Origin of the sequence: Pseudomonas sp. zfem005, from assembly GCF_032621735.1 — a bacterium.
Classification (GTDB): Bacteria; Pseudomonadota; Gammaproteobacteria; order Pseudomonadales; family Pseudomonadaceae; genus Metapseudomonas; species Metapseudomonas solani.
In genome coordinates this window covers 42198-58980 of the sequence record NZ_JAVYJE010000005.1, presented here as the reverse complement: position 1 = coordinate 58980, position 16783 = coordinate 42198, and the positions used below count along the sequence as shown (strand labels likewise).

Sequence of the window (16783 nt, the reverse complement as noted above, 5' to 3'; positions counted from 1 at the left end):
TTGCACGTCATGGAAAGAAGGCGGCCGTTCAGCGGCCGTCGCATCGTTGTTCGGTGTCGCTCAGCGCATGTACAGGCCGCCGTTCACATCCCAGGTGGCGCCGGTGGTGAAATAGGCTTCCGGCCGCGTCAGCTGCACGATCAGGTCGCCGAGGAAGTCCGCATCGCCCAGGCGCTTGACCGGGATGTTGGCCAGCAGCCCCTCCATGCGCTCCGGCGGAATCGCCGCGCGCACCGCCGGGGACTCGATGGGCCCCGGAGCGATGGCGTTGACGGTGACGCCGCTGGCCGCCAGCTCCTTGGCGAAGACCTTGGTCAGGGTGACGATGGCGCCCTTGGAGGCCGCGTAATGCGCGCCGGTGGCGGTGCCGCCGTTCTGCCCGGCCAGGGACGCCAGGTTGACGATGCGCCCGTAGCCGGCCGCCGCCATATGCGTGCCGAACACCTGGCAACCGACGAACACGCTGCGGGTGTTGAGGCTCAGCACCCGGTCGAACTCCTCGGGGCTGATCTGCATCACAGGCGTGGTCAGGGTCATGGCGGCGTTGTTGACCACCGCATGCAGCGCACCGAAGCGCTCCAGGGTCGCCGCCAGGGCGGCCTCGAAGTCGGCCTTGCTGGCCACGTCCAGTTTCAGCGCCAGGCTGCGCGCACCGCTCGGGTCGAGACGGTCGGCGGCGGCCTGGGCACGCTCCAGCGACAGGTCGGTGATCACCACCGAATGGCCGGCGGCGAAAAGCCGGCCGGCGATGGCGCAGCCCAAGCCCTGAGCGGCGCCGGTTACCAGTGCTATCTGGCTCATTACCGGCTCCCCAGGGTCTGTTCATGAGCTCGCGAGCTAGAGCGAGACAAGGAAGAGAGGGCTGAGGGAGCGGAGTCTACGGGCTGTAGATGAGCATCTCGAAGCCCTTGATGACGCCGTATCGCCGACGCGCAGCAGCTCATGGGCAGACCCTCAGAGGATGTAGCCGATACCGGCAAGGGTATCGGTCGAGTTGATCAACTGGATGAGCTTGCGCTGGATGCGGAAGCCCTCGCCTTCGCGCTGGAGCTCGAAGGTGATGTCGGCGGTGTAGTGCTTGAGCACGTCCTTGCGGAATTCCCGCAGGTTCTGCGCGCAGCGCACGGTGACCACGCCACCCTCCTCGCCCAGCACGCGGAAGCGCGACAGGGCACGCACGGTGCGGGCGCGCGGGCTGGTGGAGATGGACTCGCCACCGATCAGGCGCTTCACCCGCAGCTGGCGCATGTGATGGTCGTCGTAGGCGTAGTTGAGGGTGTTCTCGAAATCGGTCTCGTTGGGGTCGATGGGGATGATGTAGGTGCCCTTATCGGCCCAGAGGTCCAGCCAGGCGTCGAACTCGCCGTGGTCGAGCATGTCCGCTTCCTGCCAGATGAAGGCGCTGACGTGGTTGAGCAATTCAAGGTTCATGATCGGTCTCTCAAGTAGTGCGTCGAGCAGCAGTGCCGTCTCTTCTTTCGCTCGCGGAAGTGCTGAGCGACTTCCGTAGGAGCGAGCTCTGCTCGCGAAGCTTTTGTGGCGCCCGTGTTCGCGAGCAGCGCTCGCGCCCACAGGCACGTGCTGTCGGCCCTAGGCCGACATCATCTTTTTCCACTGCTGGTAGGCCGCGCGCATGCCGGTCTCGGCGCTCACGTCGCTGACCCGCCCGTCCTCGCTGGGCTTCTCGCCCGGCAGGCCGCGGTTGAGCATGATCCACAGGTCGCTGCCGGCCTGGGCGCCCTTCTGCACGCGCTCCCAGGCTTCGGAGTCGTCCGGGGTGCCGAAGCCCATGGGGCCCTGGAAGTGCTCGTGCAGGCGCAGGCGGTAGCGGTTGGCCACGGCCGGGCCGCCGTCCATGGTGATCACCGCGTGGTGGATCTCGGTCTCGTTCACCGAGATCGGCTGCAGCACGCGGAAGAAGGCCATGGAGCAAGCGACGTTGGGGAACAGGTTGAGGTTGAAGCCCGAGCCACCCACGGCGCGGACGATGCGGCGCACCTGCTGCTCGTCGATGCCTTCGCCGCGCAGTTCCTCGGCCAGGGCCTCGAAGCGCTCGGGGATGGGCTTGTCGAGATCGGCTTCGAGGTCGATCAGGTCGGGGATCATCACCATCACGCTGTGGCCGTTGCCCAGGTCTTCGACATAGCCCGGGCCTTTGACGAAGTCGAAGAGCTCCAGGGTCTGTTCGTCCACCGAGGACAGGAACGACTTGTGCACCAGCGGGAAGTGGTAGGCGTCGGTGGTGTTCTCCAGCTGGATCTTCCAGTTGCCGGGGAAGCGGAAGCGGTGCTCGCCAGACACCTTCACGCCGTAGCCGGCGCCCTGCTTCATGAACAGGTCGATCCATTTCTTCGCCGGGCCGAGGAAGTCCACCAGCGGCTCGATGTCGTCCTTGAAGGTGGCGAAGATCATGCCGTTGTACTGCTCGACGCGCAGGCTCACCAGGGGCAGTTCGCCCTTATCCAGGCAGTCGGCGTAGCTCTCCGGGTGCGGCACGCCGCGCAGGCTGCCGTCCAGGCCGTAGCTCCAGCCGTGGTAGGGGCAGACGAAGCTGTTGGCCTTGCCCTTCTTGTGCTCGCAGACGGTGGCGCCACGGTGGCGGCAGCGATTGAGCAGCACGTGCACGTCCTTCTTGCGGTCACGCACCACGATCACCGGCTGCTTGCCGATGTAGGTGCTCTTGTAGCTGCCGCTGTCGGGGATCTCGCTGGCGTGGGCGACCCAGATCCAGGTGCTGTAGAACACCTTCTCCAGCTCCTCGTCGAAGATGCGCCCGTCGGTGTAGAGCGAGGTGTGCACGCGGTCATGCAGTACCAGGTCGGCCGGGGTGGCAGCCAGGTTCACGGTTTCGATCAGGTTGGTCACGATCACTCCTCGTCGGCGCTGAGCACCGACTTGATTTTTCTCGCCGTGCCGGCAAGTCAGAGCTTCCGGTCGGCGCGATCTTTGTAGGGTGGGCTTCAGCCCACGTCTGGCCTTTCTGTGGTGGGCTGAAGCCCACCCTACGTTTGTTGGTTCTTGCCCGGCACCGGCAGGTGCGCGGCGCTGTTCCAGGTATCCACCGGGCGGCTGAACAGGTTCTCGGTCTGGAAGTGCGCCATGCGCCAGGCGCCCTCCTCCTCGCGGAACTCCACCGTCAGGCGCGCCGCGTTGAGGTGCGAGGCGCCGCTGGCGAAGGTGGAGGTCTGCAACATCACCCAGCTGCCGATCGCTACGCCGCCCTCCACGCGGATCAGTTCCGAACAGAGGAAGTGCACGTTCAAGGCGAAGTGCGCCGGCTCCACCATGTAGGTGGCGAACATGGCGGCGATGGCCTCGCGCCCGCGGTAGCCGCCGAAGCTCTTGGCGTACTTGGCGCCCTTGCCTTCCCACAGCGCATCGTGGGTGAACAGCCCAGCCAGCTCGTCGAGCGGGGTGCGGGCGTCCAGCGCATCGCACAGCACCATGTAGCGGTTCATGCAGGCGCGTATGGCGTTTTCGCTTTCCAGCTGGCGCAGGCGCGCCTCCAGGGCTTCGGTCGACATGGCGGTCACGCGCGCTGGATGATCAGTTCGCGGCCGGTGCGGGCCTCGACCTTGCAGTAGCGCCACAGCTTGTAGGGGCCGGTGCCCACGGCGGTGGTGCGGAACAGGTTGCAGGCGGCGTGCACCGTCTCGATGTCCGGCACATCGGCCAGCAGGTAGGTGGTCCAGGGGTAGCCGGTGGACGGGCCGACCATGCTCTGGTCGTCGTCCATGTTGCCGAACACGGTCACGCCGGGCAGGTCGTGGATGCCGTTCCACATGGCGCTGAACGCGGCCCAGACTTCCAGCTGCTCTTCGCGCGGGGCGTCGAAGAAGTTCTGGTTGATTCCCATGCAGAACAACACACGCAGGGCTTTTTTCTCGCTCATCACAATCACCGATCAGTCAGTTGGAATTCACAGGTAGCCGGGCAGCGGCTTGTTGCCGAAGAAGATCGCGCCGGCGTTCTGGTAGGTCATGTCACCCATGAAGGCGTGCTGGGTGATTACCAGGGTGTCGTTGACGAAGCGCGACAGCGGGTTCTCGCGGTACACGCCGCTCATGCCGGACAGCATCTGCGCGCTGCGCGCCACCTCGGCGGAAACACGGGTCGCATGGGTCGAGGACAGGCGCAGCAGGTTGGTCTGCTCCACCGATACCGCCTCGCCGGCGAGGATGCTGGCCCAGGCGTTTTCCATCGCCTCGTAGAACCAGGCGCGGGCGGCGCGCAGCTCGGCTTCGGCCTTGGCCACCTGCATCTGCGCCAGCGGGCGGTCGGACAGCGCCGGTGCACCGGTCACCGAGAAGCGGCCGCTGGCCATGCCGCCGAGGTAGTCCAGCGCGGCGCGGGCGACGCCCAGGCCGACCACGGACAGCACCTGGGTGGCGAAGGACAGCGACGGGTAGCGGAACATCGGCTCGTCGAGGTTGGCCGGGCCGCCACGGACGAAGGTCCAGTCCTCGGGCACCACCACGCCGTCGATCACCACGTCGTGGCTGCCGGTGCCGATCAGGCCCACCACGTCCCAGGTTTCCTCGATCTTCACCTTGTCCCGCGGCATCACCGCCAGGCGCGGCAGGCCGAGCATCTCGCCGTTCTTCGGGGCGATGCCGACGCCGATCAGCGAGGCGCCCATGCAGCCGCTGGAGAACTTCCAGCGGCCGTTCACCTCCAGCCCACCCTCGACGAAGGTGGCCGGTTGCGGGGGGAAGATGCCGCCGGCGAAGACCACGTCCGGGCCGTTGGCGTAGACCTTCTCCAGGGTCGCCAGCGGCAGCGAGGCCAGGTACACCGGGTTCATGCCGAAGCTCGCCACCCAGCCGGCGGAGCCGTCGGCGATGGAGATGTCCTCGATCATCTGGCAGAACTCGATGGGCGAGCGCTCATCGCCACCGAAGCGCTTGGGCACCAGCGCGCGGTACACGCCCAACGCCTTGAAGCGCTCGATGATGTCCTGGGAGATGTATTTCTGCCGGTCGAATTCCTCGCTCCGGGCGCGCTCGCGGATCTCGGCGAGCAGCGCCTGGAACGCGTCGTTGGCGGTGATCGACACGGGGCGCTGGTAGTCCAGCTCGCTTAGCGCAGACATGGTGTGCTCCAGGGTTGGCATGGGGTTAAGGCTCCAGGCGCCGCACCAGTTCGCGGGCGACTGCGCAAAGCAGTTCGTCCGCGCCCTTGGCGGCGATCAGTTGCAGGCCCACCGGCAGCTTCGAAGCACCCACCAGGGGGATGCTCAGTGCCGGGTGGCCGGTGAGATTGAAGGGCCGCACGAAGGCGGTCATGCCGATCACCGCGCGGGTGTCGGCGGCATCCGCCGTCAGCAGCGGGTAGTCGGGCATGGTCGGCATCGCGAGAATCGGGCACTGCGCCAGGGCTGCATCCACCTCGGCGGTAAAGGCCGCGCGGCAGGCTTCGGCTGCGGCCAGCGCCTCGTCGGTGGTGGCGCCGGCAGCTTCCAGGCGGCCGGCGATATCGGCGCCGACCTTGCCGCTGGCCAGCAGGTGCTGGCAGGCGTTCCAGGTCTCGCGGTTGATCACCGTGAGGCCGGCGTCATAGGCGGCGCGCATGCCCGGCAAGGGCAGCGTCTGCAGGGGGAAATCCGCGGCGGCCAGGGCCGCATCGACGGCGAACTGCACTTCGTCCAGCGCCTGCACCGGCACCACGCCGATGCGCACGCCCTCTATAGAGGGCAGCGGGCCGAAGTCGGGGGCGATCAGGCCCATGGCCTCGATCAGCATGTCCATGTCACGGGCGAATGGGCCCACGCAATCCAGCGACGACTGCGCCGGCATCACCCCTTGGCGGCTCACGCGGCCGAACGTGGGCTTGAGGCCGAACACGCCGCAGCAGGCGGCGGGGATGCGCACCGAGCCGCCGGTGTCGGTGCCCAGGGAGAAGTCGCAGAGCCCACCGGCCACCGCCGTGGCGGAGCCGCTGGAGGAACCGCCGGGGATGCGCCCGGGGTAAAGCGGGTTGTCCGGCGTGCCGGTCCAGGCATTGATGCCGGTGGTGCCGAAGGCCAGTTCATGGAGGCCGGTCTTGCCGGTGATGCGGCAGCCGCCATCAAGCAGCGCCTGGACCACATCGGCATGGCGACTGGCGTCGGGCGCCTCTTCCAGCGCACGGCTGGAAGCGCGGGTCGGGTAGCCGGCGATATCGATGGTGTCCTTCACCATCACGGTCCTGCCGGACCCTCCAAGCTGCAGTTTCTCGACGACTGTCGCCATGCCTTCACCTGTATTCGAGTTGTTCGCGCTGTGCGCTTTCAGGGAAGCCTTCTGCCTGCCTGAGCAGGTGAACGCTTAAATCTAAAATCGGAATATTTACGTGAAATGTCAATTGAATTTTGGCAAATAAATCCGTGTGTAGATTCGGTGCATTTTTCCCTGTTCCGCACCCTTTCCGTGCATTTCGGTAACAGGCATGAAAATGGATATTTCACCTATGAATCTTATTTTTATCGTTTATTTTCAATAGTTTATATATCCAATGAGAAACACAATCATTCAATAAAGTGTTCCCACGCCCTGCTCGAAGGCCCTGCACAAACCCCTTGGAAAAAGAATTTTCAGCCCCTGAAAACAGGCCAAAAATGCCATCAAAAAACAGGTATTTTTTAGCCTTAAAAATCGAGATTTTTTGGTCAGGAAATCGACTTTCCAGAAGCCGTATTGATCCAGATCAATGCCTTGTCACCTGCGGGATCGGAGCGCATCGGCAGCGGTGCGCGAGTGGCCACGGGAACCCCAGCGCCAGCCCCTCGCCCAGCCCCCGCAGACGACGTGCCGAAACGCCCCCTGCCAGACGGCGCCGCAACGGGGTAACGATTTTTCCTGGCATGCAACCTGCTATCGCCCTACACGCCACTCGGCCCTCCATGGGCTCGACGGCGCCGCCCTGCCCTCGGCAGCGTGCAGCGCACGGGCATCACAACAAGAAGGACCACGGGCCCGCCACGCGGCACCCGTCAGACAACCGCCCCGTATCGCCTTGCAACTCTTCGGAGAAAGTCATGCTCTTCAAGAAAGCTGTGTCCACGTTGCTCCTGAGCGCCGCCTGCGCCTCCCTTGCGCAGGCTGAAGTCAAAGTCGGCGTCATCACCTCCTCCACCGGCCCCATCGCCCTGGTGGGCCTGCCGCAGAAGAACAGCGTGCCGCTGCTGCCGACCCAGGCGGGCGACCAGCAGGTGAAATACATCGCCCTGGATGACGGCAGCGACCCGACCGCCACGGTCAAGGCGCTGAAGAAGCTGATCAGCGAGGAGAACGTCGACGCCATCATCGGCCCGAGCGGCTCGCCCAACGCCATGGGCGTGATCCAGTTCGCCGCCGAGGCCGGCGTGCCGCTGCTGGCGCCGGTAGGCACCGCCGCCGTGGTGCTGCCGATGAACGAGCAGAAGAAATGGGTGTTCAAGACCACCCAGAACGACGACCTGATCGCCAAGGCCCTGGTGGACAACATGGTCGCCAAGGGCGTGAAGACTCTGGGCTTCATCGGCACCGCCGACCCCTATGGCGAGAACTGGTCCAAGGTGATGGGCGCGATGGCCGCCGAGCACGGCATCAAGGTGGTCGCCAACGAGCGCTTCCAGCGCCAGGACACCTCGGTCACCGGGCAGAGCCTCAAGGTGCTCTCCGCTCGCCCCGACGCGGTCCTGGTCGCCGCGCCCGGCAGCTCCGCGGTGATGCCGCAGACCACCCTGTTCGACCAGGGCTACCGCGGGCAGATGTACCAGACCCATGGCGCCGCCCTGCCCGACTTTCTCAAGCTCGGCGGCAAGAAGGTCGAGGGCACCATCCTCGCCGCCAGCCTGATGCTGGTGCTGGACGAAGTGCCGGACAGCCACCCCTCGAAGCAGGTCGCCGCCGACTACATCGCCGCCTACGAGAAGCTCAACGGCAGCAAGCCGGCCACCTTCGGCGCCAACACCTTCGACGCCGGCCTACTGCTGCAACAGGCCATCCCCACTGCCGCCGCCAAGGCCGCACCGGGCACGCCGGAGTTCCGCGCAGCGCTGCGTGACGCGCTGGAGCAGAGCCACGAGCTGGCCGCCACCCAGGGCGTCTACAACATGACCCCCGAGGACCACAGCGGCTTCGACGAACGCGGCCGCGAGCTGATCCAGGTGAAGAACGGCAACTGGACGCTGCTGCGCGGCAACTGATCGCAGGCACGGGTTCCCCGTAGGGTGGACAGCGCTTTTCTGTCCACCAGGCGGAGCCCGGCTCAACGCCGAAAGGTGGATGAAAAAAGCGTCATCCACCCTACGCACCGGTCATGCCGCACACACCTACGCCCCCATACCGCAACAAGAGTTCCCACCATGAATTTCCAGATTGCCATGCTGCTCGGCCAGGACGGCATCACCAACGGCGCGATCTACGCGCTGCTGGCCTTGTCGATCCTGCTGGTCTTCACCGTCACGCGCATCCTGCTGATCCCCCAGGGCGAGTTCGTCACCTATGGCGCGCTGACCATGGCCACCCTGCAGGCCGGCCATCCCACCGCCCTGGTCTGGCTGCTGCTGGGCCTGACCCTGATCGACTGCGCGCTGGACCTGTATGACGCCGCGCGCTCCAGCCACGCCTTCCGCTTTCCCAAGCGCATCCTCGCCAAGCTGGCCTACGCCCTGGTCATGGTCGCGGCCATCCGCCTGCTGCCGCTGGCCGAGCTGCCCATGGCGGTGCAGGCGCTGCTGACCCTGGCCCTGGTGGTGCCCCTGGGCCCGCAGATCTACCGCCTGGTGTTCCAGCCCATCGCCTCGGCCAGCTCCCTGGTGCTGCTGATCGTCTCCATCGCCGTGCACGTGGCCATGGTCGGCATCGCCCTGCTGCTGTTCGGCCCGGAGGGCGCGCGCACCGAGCCCTTCTCCGAAGCCGGCCTGGAACTGGGCCCGGTGACCTTCAACAGCCAGACGCTGTGGGTGATAGCCGTGTCCCTGGGGCTGATCATCGGCCTGTTCCTGTTCTTCGAACGCAGCCTCTACGGCAAGGCCCTGCGCGCCACGGCGGTGAACCGCATGGGCGCGCGGCTGATGGGCATCTCGCCGACCCTGGCGGGCAAGGCCACCTTCCTCCTGGCCACCTTCATCGGCGCACTGTCGGGCATCCTCATCGCGCCCATCACCACGCTCTACTTCGACTCCGGTTTCATCATCAGCCTCAAGGGCTTCGTCGGCGCCATCATCGGCGGCCTGGCGAGCTACCCGGTGGCCGCCCTCGGCGCGCTCTCGGTGGGGCTGATCGAAGCCTTCTCGATGTTCTGGGCCAGCACCTACAAAGAGATCATCGTGTTCACCCTGATCATCCCCTTCCTGCTCTGGCGCTCGTTCACCAGCCGTCACGTGGAGGAAGAAGAATGAAACCGCGCCACCTGATCCTGCTCCTGGTCGCCGTGCTCGGTGTCGCACCGCTGGTGCTGCCGCCCTTCTACGTCACCCTGCTCAACTACATCGGCCTCTACACCCTGGTGGTGCTGGGCCTGGTCCTGCTCACCGGCGTCGGTGGCATGACCAGCTTCGGCCAGGCGGCCTTCGTCGGCCTCGGCGCCTACACCACGGCCTACCTGACCACCGCCGAGCAGCTGCCGGCCTGGCTCGCCTGGGCCAGCGCATCGCCCTGGCTGACGCTGCTGGTGGGCGTGGCCATCACCGCCCTGGTAGCCCTGCTGCTGGGCGCGCTGACGCTCAAGCTCTCGGGCCACTACCTGCCCCTGGGCACCATCGCCTGGGGCCTGTCGCTGTACTACCTGTTCGGCACGGTGGAATCCCTCGGTGGCCACACCGGCGTCAGCGGGTTGCCGTCGATCTCGCTGTTCGGCGTGCTGCTCGACAAGGGCGAGAAGGTCTTCTACCTGATCTGGGTGGTCTTGCTGCTGGCCATGCTGATCACCCAGAACCTGCTGGATTCCCGCGAAGGCCGCGCCATCCGCGCACTCAAGGGCGGCCAGCTGATGGCCGAGTCCATGGGCGTCGACACCTTCCGCTCCAAGCTGGTGATCTTCCTCATCTCGGCGGTGTTCGCGGCGGTGTCCGGCTGGCTCTATGCGCACACCCAGCGCTTCGTCAACCCGACGCCCTTCGGCCTCAACATGGGCATCGACTACCTGTTCATGGCGCTGATCGGCGGCGTCGGCAGCGTCTGGGGCGCCCTGCTCGGCAGCGGCATCCTCACCCTGCTCAAGCAGTGGCTGCAGGACCTGCTGCCGCACCTGCTGGGCAGCACCGGCAACTACGAGACCATCGTCTTCGGCCTGCTCATCGTGCTGCTGATGCAGCGCGCACCGGGTGGCCTGTGGCCGCTGCTGGTGCGCCTGGTGCCCAGCCGCCTGCACCCCCGCCAGCGCCTGCCGGCCGCCGAAGCCCCGGCCCGCGACCTGCCGCAACGGCAGCGCCCGGCCCACGGCGAGGTGATCCTCGAAGCGCGCCACGTCACCCGGCGCTTCGGCGGCCTGGTGGCCAACAACGACATGAGCCTGGAGGTGCGCGCCGGCGAGATCCTCGCCCTGATCGGCCCCAACGGCGCCGGCAAGAGCACGCTGTTCAACCAGCTCTCCGGCGTCGACACCCCCAGCAGCGGCGACGTGCTGTTCATGGGCAAGCGCATCAACGGCCTGGCTTCGCGCCGCGTGGCCGGCATGGGCATGAGCCGCACCTTCCAGCACGTGAAACTGCTGCCCGGCATGAGCGTGCTGGAGAACGTCGCCATCGGCGCCCACCTGCGCGGCGGCAAGGGTGTGCTGGCCTCGGCCCTGCGCCTGGACCGCGCCGAGGAAGCCGACCTGCTGGCCGAAGCACGACGCCAGCTGGAACGCGTCGGCCTGGGCGAGCACCTGCACGAGGAGGCCGGCAGCCTCGCCCTCGGCCAGCAGCGCATCCTCGAGATCGCCCGCGCGCTGTGCGCCGACCCTTGCCTGCTGCTGCTCGACGAGCCCGCCGCCGGCCTGCGCCACAAGGAGAAGGAGGCCCTCGGCCTGCTCCTCAGCCGCCTGCGCAGCGAAGGCATGGCCATTCTCCTGGTGGAGCACGACATGGACTTCGTCATGGGCCTGGTGGACCGCGTGGTGGTGATGGAATTCGGCCAGCGCATTGCCCAGGGCCTGCCGGAAGAGGTGCAGAAGAACCCCGCCGTGCTGGAAGCCTATCTCGGAGGCGCAGAGTGATGAACATGCAGATCGAACCCCTCAAGAGCGTGCAAAACCAGGTGGCCGACGCCGTGCTGGAGGTCAGCGACCTGTGCGTCGCCTACGGCAAGGTGGAAGCCCTGTCCAACGCCAGCCTGCGGGTCGGCCAGGGGCAGATCGTCACCGTCATCGGCCCCAACGGCGCCGGCAAGACCACCCTGCTCTCGGCCATCATGGGCGTGCTCGGCTCCCGTGGCCGGGTCGAGTTCGACGGCAGCCTGGAAGCGGTGCCGGAGGTGGAAGTGCTGGTCTCCCGCGGCCTCGGCCTGGTGCCGGAGAAGCGCGAGCTGTTCACCAGCATGAGCGTGGCCGACAACCTGCTGCTGGGCGCCTTCCAGCGTCACCGCCGGGGCGACCGCAGCCACGCCGCCACCCTGGCCGAGGTCTACGCGCTGTTCCCACGGCTGTGGGAGCGCCGCGACCAGCTGGCCGCCACCCTCTCCGGCGGCGAGCGGCAGATGCTCGCCGTGGGCCGCGCGCTGATGGCCAAGCCCAAGCTGCTGATGCTCGACGAACCCAGCCTGGGCCTGGCGCCGCTGATCACCCGCGAGATCTTCCGCATCATCACCGCGCTGCGCCAGCAGGGGGTGTCCATCCTCCTGGTGGAGCAAAACGCCCGTGCAGCCTTGCGCGTGGCCGACTATGCCTACGTGCTGGAAACCGGGCAGATCGCCATGCAGGGCCCCGCCGCCCAGCTAGCCGACGACCCCCGCGTGATCGAGGCCTACCTGGGCCTCGCCAGCAAGCATCAGGACATGCTTGCCGGTTGACCCGAGCCCGCCCGGCGATCCCGGGCGGGCCACTCGATGGAGCGACCCCATGAAGCAACCTCCCCTGCGTATCTGCATCGCCGGTGCCGGTGCCATCGGCTGCACCCTCGCCGCCCGTTTCGCCGCCAGCGGCCAGCGGGTCAGCGTGCTGGCCCGAGGCGAGACCCTGGACGCGATCCGCCGCGACGGCATCCGCCTGCACGACCTCGACGGCACGCACCAGGTGCGCGTCGACGCCAGCGACGATGCCGCCGAACTGGGTCCCCAGGACCTGGTGTTCCTCTGCACCAAGGCCCCGGCGCTGGCCACGCTGCTGCCACGGATCGCGCCGTTGCTGGATGACGAGACGACCGTGGTGCCGGTGGTCAACGGCGTGCCCTGGTGGTACTTCCACGGCCTGCCCGGCCGCTTCGCCGGGCGCCGGGTCACGGCCGTGGACCCGGACGGCGCGCTGCTGGCGGCCCTCGATCCGGCGCGGCTGATCGGCTGCGTGGTGTTCATCACCGCGCAGTGCCCGGCGCCCGGCGTGGCCGAGTCCGGCAACCCGCACCTGATGATCGTCGGCGAGCCGGACAACCGCCTGACGCCCCGCCTGGAACGCCTGCGCTCGGTGATCGCCGACGCCGGCATCGAAGCCCGCGCCAGCGAACGCATCCGCGACCCGCTGTGGACCAAGATCATCGCCAACCTCACCTCCAACCCGTTATCCGTGGTCAGCGGCGCCACTCTGGAGCAGCTCTACAGCCAGCCCGGCCTGCGCGAGCTGGCCCGCGCCACGCTGAACGAGGCGCTGCTGGTGGCCGCCGGCCACGGCGCACGGGTCGACATCGACCCGCAGACCTTCCTCGAACTCGGCGCCGGCATGGGCGCGGTACGCACCTCGATGCTGCAGGACCACGACAAGGGCCGCCCGCTGGAGCTGGCCGCCATCGGCGACGCCGTGCTGGAACTGGCCGAGCTGCTCGACCTGCCCATGCCCATCACCCGCCACCTCATCGCCCTGGCGCGCTTCCGCAGCGCCAGCCACTGAACAAGGAGCCTTCCATGAACGCCATCGCCATCACCCAGCCCCCTCATTGCAGCGACGAGGAATGGGCCCTGCGCGTGCAGCTCGCCCACTGCTACCACCTGGTGGATTTCTTCGGCTGGACCGAAACCATCTTCAACCACATCTCCGCGCGCCTGCCCGGGCCCGCGCACCACTACCTGGTCAACCCCTTCGGCCTCAACTACCGCGAGGTGACCCCGACCAACCTGCTCAAGGTCGACCTCGACGGCCACAAGCTGGAAGACTCGCCCTACGACGCCAACCCCGCCGGCTTCGCCCTGCACAGCGCGGTGCACGGCGCCCGCGACGACATCCACTGCCTGATCCACACCCACACCACGCCCATCTCCGCCGTGGTGCAGAAGAAGGCCGGCTTCGGCCACCACGACTTCTATGGCGCGCAGCTGTACGGGCGCATCGGCTACCACACCTTCGAGGGCATTACCCTGTTCGACGACGAGAAGGCGCGGATGATCCAGAGCCTCGGCGACAAGCACATCCTGGTGCTGCGCAACCACGGCATCGCGGTGGGCGAAAGCAGCATCGCCAAGGCCTTCTTCCTGCTCTGGACGGTGCAGCGCGCAGCGGAGATCCAGTGCGCCGCCGGCGCCCTCGGCGGCGAGGACAACCCGCTGCCGGAGGCCGTCAGCCAGAAGTGCGCCGACCTCACCGCCATGCTGATCCGCGAGAGCGGCTTCGCGGTGAAGTTCTTCGACGCCATGGTGCGCAAGATGCAGGCCGAACGCGGCGCGGGCTGGTGAGCATGGGCGCCTCACTCGCCACCCTGCCCGCCTTCGTCGAGCCGCCCATCTCGCGGCTCGCCCCGGACGGCCGCCTGCTGGCCTGCAACGACGCCTACCTGGCGCTCTCCGGCTACCGCCGCGACGAGCTGCTGAACCAGAGCTTCGAGCTGATCAACCACCCGCAGATGCCGACGCGGGTGATCGAGCGCATGTGGCGCACCCTGCGCGCCGGCACCCCCTGGAGCGGCCCGCTGATGGGCCGCACGCGGGACGGCGCGAGCTTCTGGAGCCAGCTCTACGTGGTGCCGCTGTTCGATGGCGGCGAGCTGGTGGCCCTGGGCACCGTCTACCACCCCATCGACGCCGCCCAGAGCCGCCGCGCCGATGCACTCTATGCGCGCCTGCGCCAGGGCCGCGCCCCGCTGCCGCTGGCCGGCCGCGTGCAGCAGTGGCTCGCCGGCCAGGGCCTTGGCCTCGCGCTGGCCCTGCTGCTGGGGGGCGCCACCCTCGGCGGGCATGTCGCGCCGGCACTGGGCGGCCTGGCCCTGGCGCTGCTGCTCGGCGCCGCCTGGCAACGGCAGGCGGCCCAGCGCCGCGACCTGCAGCGCGCCCTCGGCGGCCACGCCCAGGTGTACAGCGACGCGCTGCTGGCGCCGATCTACCGCAGTGCATCCGGCGGCAGCGGCCTGTTCGAGATGGCGCTCAACAGCCAGAAGCTGCGCATGCGCACGGTGATGGCGCGGATCAGCATCAACGGCGAGATCCTCCGCGCCCGCAGCGAGGAATCCGCGCAACTGGTGGCCAGCGGCGCCGAGCAACTGGACCGCCAGTTGCAGGAAGCCGAGCAGTCGGCAGCGGCCATCCACGAGATGAGCGCCACCATCCAGGCGCTGTCGCGCAACCTGCAGGAAGCTGCCCAGGCCACCACCCAGGTCGACCAGCTGGCCCACGACGGCGAGCGCCTGGCCGAGCAGAGCCAGGCCTCGATGCAGGGCATGCGCGCGTCGGTGGCGGACATCGACCTCGCCGTGGGCCGGCTGGCGGAGTCCATCGAGTCCATCAGCGGCATCGCCACGGTGATCCAGAGCATCGCCGAGCAGACCAACCTGCTGGCGCTGAACGCGGCGATCGAGGCGGCGCGGGCCGGGGAATCCGGACGCGGCTTCGCCGTGGTCGCCGACGAAGTGCGCACCCTCGCCTCGCGCACCCGCGACTCCACGGGGCAGATCCAGCACTCCATCCAGCGCCTGCGCGACGGCAGCGCCGAGGCCCTGGCCACCGCGCGCCGCGGCGAGCTGGCGGCGCAGCAGTCCGCTCAGGACGTGGAGCAGGTGCGCCAGGCGCTGCGCCGCATCTGCGGGGAAGTCGGGCAGATCAGCGGCATGAGCCTGCAGATGGCCGCCGCCATCGAGCAACAGGGCCAGGTCGCCGAAGAGGTCAACCGGCAGATCGCGCAGATCGCCGGGCTGGCCGAATGCAGCGCCGGCCAGGCCCAGCGCAACAGCCAGATCGGCCAGGAGCTGCACCAGTTGGCCAACTCCCAGCTGGACCTGGCCCAGCGCTTTCTCGACGGCTGAGTCGTGCCTGTTGCTCCTGCCCCTTCAAGGGAGCGAAAGCCGTGCAGCCATCCCGTGTTTCGCCCCTAGGGTGTGCTGCGCGCACCTGCGCCTCGCCGGAAGCACCGGGCGGCGGTGCGCACGGCCCGCCCTGCGGCACGAGGCCAGCTCTTGGCACGGATGCAGGGTGTGCTCACCGGCCGCTGCGCAGGGTCTCCGAAGGCAGGCAGCCGTACTGGCGGCGGTAGTGGGTGGCGAAGTGGCCGAAGCTGCTGACGCCGTGGCGCAGGAGGATGTCGGTGACGCTGTCGCCGGCACCCGCCCGCTGCAAGGCCTCGTGCACCCGCGCCAGCCGCCGGCTGCGCACGTAGTCGGTGGGCGACTGCTGGAGGAAGTGGGCGAAGCCGTTCTGCAAGGTGCGGATGGAGACGCCGGAGAGCTCGGCCAGGGTGGCCAGGGCGATGGGTTCGTCCAGGTGTTCCTCGATGTAGTCGCGGGCCCGGCGCACGTGCACCGGCATCGGCTGGCGACGGTCCTCGCAGAGGGCCGCGGAGTAGTTGTGCGGCAACTGCGTCAGCAGCACCGAAAGCAGGTAGTCCGAGAGGCCGCTGCCCAGGGTCGGAGCCAGGTCCGCGGCAATCGGCCCCTGGTGCAGGCGGCAGATGTAGTCCAGCGTCTCGCGCACCGCCGCCATCCCCGGGTGCCCCGCCGCCACCTGGATGTCGAACAGCAACGGCTGCTTCAACGGCCGCTCCAGCAGGCGCTGCAACTGACGCTCCAGGGCATCGCGCTCCACCCGCAGGATCAGGTTGCGGCACTCCTTGCCGATGCGGATCAGGCTGCGCTCGGAGGGCGAGGAAATGGTCAGGCTACCCCGGCGCATGGCCGCGCTTTGCGCGCCCAGGGTCACGGTGCCGGTGCCCTGCAGGGTGATGCGGATCAGGTAGTAGCTGGCGATATCGCCGGCGTCGATCTCCACCTCCGCGCCGTAGTGCAGGTCGAACAGCGCCGAGCTGCCGAAGAACACGCCATAGAGCGCTGAATGCAGCGCATCCGCACGGGGCAGGTTCATCCGGTGCGGCCACAGGTAGTGGCTGACCTTGTCGCGGATCTCGCCGATACCGGCGGCAGGGTTCAGCAGGCAATGGCGCTGCAGGAGGGATGCATCGTCGAGCATGGTGGCGGCCCCGTGATCAGTGCGGCACGCCCACTGCATGCACCGCAGAATTAGTGGAAAAGGAAAGCAATTTCCACGCCACGCAAAGCAAATCTGCGCAGCCGGAACAGCAGCTGCGCCTGGCGCATAGAGCCCCGGGGGCCAAGGGCATAAAAAGACAGGGCGGGGCTCGCCGACAGCGGGTTCTGCCAGTTGGCGATGCATGAAAACAACAAAGGGCGCACCAGGGCGAGGCACATCGGTAACGCAGCCGTCACCGAACTACCCCGCTCCTTCCAACGCTGCCGCAGACCTCATCACCACCG

15 protein-coding genes are annotated in these 16783 nt (G+C 67.8%); 7 read left to right on the top strand and 8 right to left on the bottom strand.

The genetic code is table 11. The annotated features are described in order from the left end of the window. Positions 1 to 60: 60 nt before the first annotated feature. The 7 genes from RTW82_RS12540 to RTW82_RS12510 form a co-directional block, all read right to left on the bottom strand. Complete coding sequence (locus RTW82_RS12540) at positions 61 to 801, bottom strand: SDR family NAD(P)-dependent oxidoreductase (protein ID WP_316925270.1); 741 nt, start codon at positions 799 to 801, stop codon at positions 61 to 63. Between the two features lie 153 nt (positions 802 to 954). Then, complete coding sequence (locus RTW82_RS12535) at positions 955 to 1431, bottom strand: aromatic-ring-hydroxylating dioxygenase subunit beta (protein WP_043244749.1); 477 nt, start codon at positions 1429 to 1431, stop codon at positions 955 to 957. 159 nt (positions 1432 to 1590) lie between these two features. Then, on the bottom strand, positions 1591 to 2865 hold the full coding sequence (locus tag RTW82_RS12530; protein ID WP_316925269.1) for an aromatic ring-hydroxylating dioxygenase subunit alpha: 1275 nt from the start codon (positions 2863 to 2865) through the stop codon (positions 1591 to 1593). A 137-nt stretch (positions 2866 to 3002) separates the two neighbouring features. Continuing rightward, the gene (locus tag RTW82_RS12525; RefSeq protein ID WP_316925268.1) at positions 3003 to 3524 is read right to left on the bottom strand and encodes a nuclear transport factor 2 family protein; all 522 of its coding nucleotides are present in this window, start codon (positions 3522 to 3524) and stop codon (positions 3003 to 3005) included. Between the two features lie 5 nt (positions 3525 to 3529). Then, positions 3530 to 3892, bottom strand: coding sequence for a hypothetical protein (locus RTW82_RS12520; RefSeq protein ID WP_021217328.1), 363 nt, complete (start codon positions 3890 to 3892; stop codon positions 3530 to 3532). Between the two features lie 27 nt (positions 3893 to 3919). Further along, positions 3920 to 5092, bottom strand: a complete 1173-nt coding sequence (locus RTW82_RS12515; RefSeq protein ID WP_316925267.1) for an acyl-CoA dehydrogenase family protein — start codon at positions 5090 to 5092, stop codon at positions 3920 to 3922. Between the two features lie 25 nt (positions 5093 to 5117). Beyond that, complete coding sequence (locus tag RTW82_RS12510; protein ID WP_316925266.1) at positions 5118 to 6230, bottom strand: amidase; 1113 nt, start codon at positions 6228 to 6230, stop codon at positions 5118 to 5120. Positions 6231 to 7015: 785 nt separating this feature from the next. Between RTW82_RS12510 and RTW82_RS12505 the strand changes: the two genes are divergently transcribed. The 7 genes from RTW82_RS12505 to RTW82_RS12475 all read left to right on the top strand — a co-directional run bounded on the left by RTW82_RS12505 (position 7016) and on the right by RTW82_RS12475 (position 15322). Beyond that, complete coding sequence (locus RTW82_RS12505; protein WP_184489129.1) at positions 7016 to 8167, top strand: ABC transporter substrate-binding protein; 1152 nt, start codon at positions 7016 to 7018, stop codon at positions 8165 to 8167. 159 nt (positions 8168 to 8326) lie between these two features. Next, positions 8327 to 9364 carry a branched-chain amino acid ABC transporter permease gene (locus RTW82_RS12500; RefSeq protein ID WP_265168485.1) on the top strand — a complete coding sequence of 346 codons (1038 nt, stop codon included), beginning with the start codon at positions 8327 to 8329 and terminating at the stop codon, positions 9362 to 9364. Next, a complete protein-coding gene (locus tag RTW82_RS12495; protein WP_316925265.1) occupies positions 9361 to 11163 on the top strand; it encodes a branched-chain amino acid ABC transporter ATP-binding protein/permease in 1803 nt (600 codons plus the stop codon). Before RTW82_RS12500 ends, RTW82_RS12495 begins: the two co-directional genes overlap by 4 nt. A 5-nt stretch (positions 11164 to 11168) precedes the next feature. Beyond that, positions 11169 to 11954: an ABC transporter ATP-binding protein gene (locus RTW82_RS12490; RefSeq protein ID WP_410478795.1), complete on the top strand. Its 786-nt coding sequence runs from the start codon at positions 11169 to 11171 to the stop codon at positions 11952 to 11954. Between the two features lie 49 nt (positions 11955 to 12003). Continuing rightward, positions 12004 to 12984 carry a 2-dehydropantoate 2-reductase gene (locus tag RTW82_RS12485; protein WP_316925263.1) on the top strand — a complete coding sequence of 327 codons (981 nt, stop codon included), beginning with the start codon at positions 12004 to 12006 and terminating at the stop codon, positions 12982 to 12984. Positions 12985 to 12998: 14 nt separating this feature from the next. Then, positions 12999 to 13763, top strand: a complete 765-nt coding sequence (locus tag RTW82_RS12480; RefSeq protein WP_316925262.1) for a class II aldolase/adducin family protein — start codon at positions 12999 to 13001, stop codon at positions 13761 to 13763. A 2-nt stretch (positions 13764 to 13765) separates the two neighbouring features. Beyond that, positions 13766 to 15322 (top strand): methyl-accepting chemotaxis protein, encoded by a 1557-nt coding sequence (locus RTW82_RS12475; protein ID WP_316925261.1) that lies wholly within the window; start codon positions 13766 to 13768, stop codon positions 15320 to 15322. 172 nt (positions 15323 to 15494) lie between these two features. Here RTW82_RS12475 and RTW82_RS12470 read toward each other — a convergent pair whose 3' ends face one another. After that, the gene (locus RTW82_RS12470) at positions 15495 to 16478 is read right to left on the bottom strand and encodes an AraC family transcriptional regulator (protein ID WP_316925260.1); all 984 of its coding nucleotides are present in this window, start codon (positions 16476 to 16478) and stop codon (positions 15495 to 15497) included. Positions 16479 to 16783: the final 305 nt, after the last annotated feature.

Coding starts and splice junctions, on each gene's coding strand:
- RTW82_RS12490 (WP_410478795.1), top strand. CDS start 11,169: ATGCAGATCGAACCCCTCAAGAGCGTGCAAAACCAGGTGGCCGACGCC.
- RTW82_RS12475 (WP_316925261.1), top strand. CDS start 13,766: ATGGGCGCCTCACTCGCCACCCTGCCCGCCTTCGTCGAGCCGCCCATC.
- RTW82_RS12510 (WP_316925266.1), bottom strand. CDS start 6,230: ATGGCGACAGTCGTCGAGAAACTGCAGCTTGGAGGGTCCGGCAGGACC.
- RTW82_RS12480 (WP_316925262.1), top strand. CDS start 12,999: ATGAACGCCATCGCCATCACCCAGCCCCCTCATTGCAGCGACGAGGAA.
- RTW82_RS12500 (WP_265168485.1), top strand. CDS start 8,327: ATGAATTTCCAGATTGCCATGCTGCTCGGCCAGGACGGCATCACCAAC.
- RTW82_RS12485 (WP_316925263.1), top strand. CDS start 12,004: ATGAAGCAACCTCCCCTGCGTATCTGCATCGCCGGTGCCGGTGCCATC.
- RTW82_RS12525 (WP_316925268.1), bottom strand. CDS start 3,524: ATGTCGACCGAAGCCCTGGAGGCGCGCCTGCGCCAGCTGGAAAGCGAA.
- RTW82_RS12505 (WP_184489129.1), top strand. CDS start 7,016: ATGCTCTTCAAGAAAGCTGTGTCCACGTTGCTCCTGAGCGCCGCCTGC.
- RTW82_RS12495 (WP_316925265.1), top strand. CDS start 9,361: ATGAAACCGCGCCACCTGATCCTGCTCCTGGTCGCCGTGCTCGGTGTC.
- RTW82_RS12520 (WP_021217328.1), bottom strand. CDS start 3,892: ATGAGCGAGAAAAAAGCCCTGCGTGTGTTGTTCTGCATGGGAATCAAC.
- RTW82_RS12470 (WP_316925260.1), bottom strand. CDS start 16,478: ATGCTCGACGATGCATCCCTCCTGCAGCGCCATTGCCTGCTGAACCCT.
- RTW82_RS12535 (WP_043244749.1), bottom strand. CDS start 1,431: ATGAACCTTGAATTGCTCAACCACGTCAGCGCCTTCATCTGGCAGGAA.
- RTW82_RS12515 (WP_316925267.1), bottom strand. CDS start 5,092: ATGTCTGCGCTAAGCGAGCTGGACTACCAGCGCCCCGTGTCGATCACC.
- RTW82_RS12540 (WP_316925270.1), bottom strand. CDS start 801: ATGAGCCAGATAGCACTGGTAACCGGCGCCGCTCAGGGCTTGGGCTGC.